Annotated in this window: 4 protein-coding genes; 2 read left to right on the forward strand and 2 right to left on the reverse strand. The window is 42.0% G+C overall.

The window, feature by feature from the left end; translation table 11 throughout:
- Positions 1–151: 151 nt before the first annotated feature.
- Both AKL11_RS24185 and AKL11_RS24190 read left to right on the forward strand, forming a co-directional pair.
- Positions 152–3,580, forward strand: coding sequence for a UvrD-helicase domain-containing protein (locus tag AKL11_RS24185; RefSeq protein WP_216636850.1), 3,429 nt, complete (start codon positions 152–154; stop codon positions 3,578–3,580).
- Positions 3,581–3,737: 157 nt separating this feature from the next.
- Positions 3,738–4,007, forward strand: a complete 270-nt coding sequence (locus AKL11_RS24190) for a hypothetical protein (RefSeq protein ID WP_157673756.1) — start codon at positions 3,738–3,740, stop codon at positions 4,005–4,007.
- A 306-nt stretch (positions 4,008–4,313) separates the two neighbouring features.
- Here AKL11_RS24190 and deoC read toward each other — a convergent pair whose 3' ends face one another.
- Positions 4,314–5,090, reverse strand: a complete 777-nt coding sequence (deoC, locus tag AKL11_RS24195; protein ID WP_067522919.1) for a deoxyribose-phosphate aldolase — start codon at positions 5,088–5,090, stop codon at positions 4,314–4,316.
- Between the two features lie 48 nt (positions 5,091–5,138).
- Positions 5,139–5,786: DUF4432 family protein (locus AKL11_RS24200; RefSeq protein WP_157673758.1), on the reverse strand; the 648-nt coding region annotated here is incomplete at its 5' end.

Genomic DNA, 5,786 nt, shown 5'->3' on the forward strand with positions numbered 1-5,786 from the left:
GATTTCATCATTCCGTGAAAAACATATATCCCCAGTTTCCAGTTTTTGTAGTTCAAAATAACTGAACTGCAAAATTAGTCTTAAAAGTTCCGATGCATAAACCCATCAACAAGTTCGAAACCATACTCTCATATAGATAGCAGGCTCCATATTGTCAGTTAAATCATCAATGAAACCAATTAGCTACAATTGGCTTGGATATGTTTTAAAGCAGAAAAAAATTGCGATAGAACTAAGCCCTGCAGGTATTATCATCAACCCTGACAGTATTAAAACGGAGGGTGGTGAAATCAGGTATTCTTGGGGGCAGCTAGATAAACCTCCGGTATTTACCAGTCGCTTGTCTGGTTCTGTACTATGTTTCACCGCTAATAAAAGAAGCTATAGAATTCCCTTCCTTCGTTATTCAGCTAAGTCATACTTTGAAAATGAACTTAATTTTTTTTGGGCTGAGAATCATCGGAACAGATTAAGTGAGCTGGAAGAGGCAGTTGAGTCTGCTGCGATACAAGCAGACTCCCCGATATCATTCCAGCATGTTATGGCTTCCAGAATAAGTGATGAATATCATCGTTGGTTTCCATGGTGTAAAGACACAAAACTAAGCACAGAAGTAATGGGTCTAATAGATCGACTGTACAGCCTTCACTGTGTTAACGATGCGCTACCACAATTGTGGGCAACACATCACCAGGATCGCTTACATAAACTAAAAATGACAGTTGAATCTGCTGCAAGAAAAGCAGACTCCCCCATAGTACTCCGCCAACTTATGATTGGCAGTATAAGTGAAGAATATCGTCGTTGGTTTCCCTTGTGTGCGAAAGTAAACATAAATCCTGAAGCTCAAGCTTCACTGAACCAACTATATAACCTTTACAAAGTAAAAAATGAACTTAACCTACTGTGGGCCACACATCATTTTCAGCCGTTAAATAATCTTGTAGAAAAAGTTGAAGCTGGAATGAAACGGGTATATTTACGTCAATCATATCTTGAACTGATTCCTGCAAGAGTTCGCAGTATGTATAACTGCTGGTTTCCCTGGAGTGAAAGAGAGAATCTGGAGCAAAGCATCCGGGCTTCATTGGATAAACTACACAATATGTACAATATGGATCAGCCTTATGTAAGCCACATCCGTGAGGGCTATATCCAGTCGGAATTGACCCGATATCGTAATTTCTTTGAACATGTAGAGTCTAATCCACTAACCGATAAGCAACGTCGGGCTTGTGTAATAGATGATGACAACAACCTTTTGCTGGCAGGCGCCGGCACTGGTAAAACCAGCGTAATGGTTGGACGGGCTGGTTACCTTGTTAAAAGTAAGCAAGCAGTTTCAGCTGATATATTACTACTGGCTTACGGGAAAATTGCCGCTCAGGAAATGGATGAGCGCATTAAGCTTAAACTGGGCACTGATGAGATTAAAGCAAGCACTTTCCATGGCCTTGGCTTGAAAATCATTGCTGACGTTGAAGGAGCAAAACCCAGTTTATCACCATGGGTTAATGACGATTTAGCCAAGGACAAATGGGTAAGTAATACTCTTGAAGCCTTAATGCTTAACGAAAACTATCGAAGCCAGATATTAACTTTTTTTGGTCAGCATTATTACGTTGAAAAAAATCCGTTTGATTTTGAAACGGAGGGAGATTACTTCGAATACCTGAATGACAATAATATTCGAACACTTAAGGGGGAGCGTGTAAAGAGCTTTGGTGAACTCACTATTGCTAACTGGCTATTCCGCAATGGGATTGAATACCAGTATGAAACCAGATATGAGCACACGGTCAATAGCATTGATCATCGTCAATACGAACCCGATTTTTACTTGCCTGAACATAAAATCTATATTGAATATTATGGCACTGACGAAGCAGGAAATACGGCGCCACATATTGACAGGAACGCCTATAGCAAGTCGATGGTATGGAAGCGAAATACTCACAAGAAGTATGAAACTGATTGCGTAGAGTTATTTTACTATCAGCATAAAAAGGGTCGCTTGGCCACAGAGCTTGAACAATCGCTGAAAATATTTGATATTAAGTATTCGCCACTGCCTGATGAGGAATTACTCAACACTTTAAAAGAAATAGGGCACATATCCAATCTGGCTAAATTATTTAGTCAGTTATTAAGCCTGTACAAATCTGCTTGTTTCGATGTGGGCGATGGTAACAAAGGACCACAGCAAATTATCTCTAACTCGGCCAACCCGAAACAAACGGCCAAGGCTCTTGAACTACTTGAACCCATATTGGATGCCTATAAGCAGCACCTGAAGGCTCGTGGCGAAATCGATTTTGAGGATATGATTGCAAAAGCACTGACCTACCTTAAGCAGGGGCGATTTATCTCACCATGGCGTTATATTATGGTCGATGAATTTCAGGATATTTCTGAACCAAGAGCCAGGCTGGTGCTGGCATTACGGGATTCAAATAAAAACTCATCCGTATTTTGTGTGGGCGATGACTGGCAGGCGATTTATCGATTCAGTGGTGCTGACGTAAGTTTAACTACTCATTTTAGGGATTACTTTGGCCCAACAGCAAAAACAAATCTGGACTTGACCTTCCGATTTAACAATCGCATTGGTGAGGTAGCAACCCGCTTTGTCATGCAAAATCCGGTTCAACTGGAAAAAGATATTCGTTCATTTACACAAGTAGATGAACCTGCCATATCTTTACTGATGCGAAGCAGCAATGGAGCTACAGAGAATGAAGACACCAACAGTGCACTGGAACAGTCATTAAATGCCATTGTTTCACGAGTGAAAAAACCTTCTAAAGTATATCTTCTAGCTCGGTTTTGGAAACAGTTACCAGACCAGCTTGAAGTTAATCTATTAAATAAAAAATACCCAGATATCACGATTGAATGTCAGACTTTCCATGCATCCAAAGGTAAGGAAGCGGATTACGTAGTGATTATGGGAATGACAACAGGAATTCATGGATTTCCTTCAAAAAAAGTAACACCCCCCCTTCTTGAAGCTTTACTGCCCAAGGCTGAATCATTCGAATTTGCTGAAGAACGTCGTTTATTCTACGTGGCACTGACACGAGCCAAGCATCGTGTGTATATATTGGCAGATATGACCGACGTCAGTCCATTTGTTACTGAACTCATTGCAGATAACTATGATATTGAACGAAATGAATTTAAAACTTCCTTTGTGCAGAAGCTATTTGAAGAGATCAATTGTGCGCGTTGCACTACGGGAGTTCTGAAACCCAAAAAGGGTAAATTCAAATCATCTTTTGCGTGTTCTCATTTCCCGCTGTGCAACCATCAGGAAACGGGTTGTGACCTGTGTGGCAGCCCTATGACGCGGAACCGGTTTGCTGGTTTTCAGGCATGTCTTAACGATGATTGCTCACATACACGGCCATTGTGCAGTGTTTGCGGAGCAGAAATGATTCACCGTAAAGGGAAGTATGGCAATTTTTGGGGATGCAAAAACCATCGTAGAAACGACCCGAAAAGCTGTATCCATACGGTTAATGATGCTGCTGTGGCGAGTGCTAAAAAAACAGAAGTTGCAGTGGATGTCGATATTTGATGGAAGCTGTGATTTAAAATTGAAAGCTGGGGAAAAAGCCGAAAAAATCGGAGGGTCTTGATTCTTAAGCAAGAAGAAAGACCTGACCCTCAAATTTTGACCCTCAAATTTTTACCTATTTGCCTGAGCTACATCAACGATAATGAGCGCATATCTTTTGACATGGAATCCGACCCTGTTCATTTTTGGGGAAGATGAGTCCTGTAATATTGGCGATGAAATCACCTGGTCGTGTAATAGCCAACAACCGAAAATAGATGACACGGTATATCTGATTCGTGTCGGTCAAGAGCCTCGTGGCATTGTGGCCAAGGGAATCATCACTCAGGAGAGCTTTGACGAATCGGATTTTCGCGATCCGGCACAACATGATTTTGATCTACCCCCAATCTGCAGAGTTGCAGGTACCGATAGAATCAGCATTTGAGTTCAGTGAAAATCTTCGGCTATGGGTTGCGCCCTTTGTTATTGATGCCAGAGTAAAAGACTCTGAACGCTTGATATTGCCAGCAGGAATTACCAGCCTGATAAGCTCTCAGCACTATTGATTGCCATTGGACTAACAATGCGAAGAACTGATTCAGCTGGTAACCAACTCTTGTAGAATGCCTGACAATACCCCTGCCATTATGGGTCACAGAAGTATTGAATGGTGAGAGTTTGAAGTTATAGCTGTTTTCTAAGTCTGGCAGTCATCAACTAATTCATCATGAGCTGCCAGAACTGATTTTGTTTAATAGGTGGTTGTATCAGATTTAGCATCTGAATCAGTGATAGTTGCCACAAGGCTATCCAACAACCCACTGGCACCAAAGCGATAGTGGTCTGAGCCTATCCACTCTGCACCCATCATATTCTCTGCCAATTGTAGATGTGTCATAGCCTCTTCAGCAGTCCGGATGCCACCCGCCGCTTTGAAGCCAACATGGTTCAGTTGGCTTTCTTTAATAACCGCTAACATAACCTCAGCAGCTTCAATGGTGGCATTGACACTGACTTTGCCCGTCGAAGTTTTTATAAAGTCGGCACCAGCTCGGATTGAAATCTCACTGGCCGCTTTAATGAGTGAAGGATCATCAAGAACGCCTGACTCAATAATCACTTTGAGTATGACTTTCTCACCACAAACTGACTTGCAGGCCTTTACTAACTCATATCCTATCTCTTTATCCCCTTCCATCAATGAGCGATACGGGAATACTACGTCGACTTCATCAGCACCAGCCTCTACCGCTGAACGGGTTTCCTCAACCGCTACCGTTATATTCGGGTTACCATGAGGAAAATTGGTCACCGTTGCTACTTTAACTGAAGACAAATTCAGCTCATTGAGTGTTCGACGAGCCAGTTTTACAAAACGAGGATAGACACAAACTGCAGCTGTCGCCCCTACTTCTGTCTTTGCTTTTCGACAAAGAGCAATGATCACCTCATCAGTATCATCTTCATTCAGAGAAGTCAGATCAATCAGGCTCAATGCCTTCTGGCTGTAATGCTTAATTTCGTTCATTTATTGTCTACAGATTACTAGTTAAGTGTTTTATCAAATCGGCTTTAATTACAAAAGCCCAGTGGTAATACGGAATGATTTTGTTGCACCAGAAGCAAGACTGATCAACGTACCCGAATTCTTAGCGGCAATATGACCTTCCGGACGACAAGTGGCAGGTAAAACAAAAGCAGCTACTTTTTGATCACCATTGTGCAAAATCCAGCGGGTTGCATAAGGAAGTTCGTGGGTATTAAAACGAGAGAAAAAAGTAGTGCCATCAGGTGCTACCATTTCAAACTGCGCTTCATCTGCGTATTTTGGCAACTCATCCATGAAGAAAACAATTTCCGGATCGTACATTTCTGGTTGATTCAGAGTATTCAATGCGGTCGGATTCGTTTTCAATTGTTCATTGTAAGCAAGCCACTGCTCTGTAGGCTTCACATGTGCAGGTATCGTTTCCCTCAACTTAATAGCTTCTTCTGCAATATTCTGTTTAAACTCAGCCCCAGGGACGTAAGCGTAGTTGGTATGACACATGTATTGCAGCGGCATATCAACGCTGGCGAGATTAGTTACTGACATAACGATATCCATTTCAGGACGACCGCTACGCATAGTAACCGATGGAGATGCCAGATAGTGATCACCAAAGCCCATGACATATTCATAGTCGCCATGTATGGTTACTTCGTCGTCAGATACTGTAAGCCA

It is taken from the genome of Endozoicomonas ascidiicola (genome assembly GCF_001646945.1).
Classification (GTDB): domain Bacteria; phylum Pseudomonadota; class Gammaproteobacteria; order Pseudomonadales; family Endozoicomonadaceae; genus Endozoicomonas; species Endozoicomonas ascidiicola.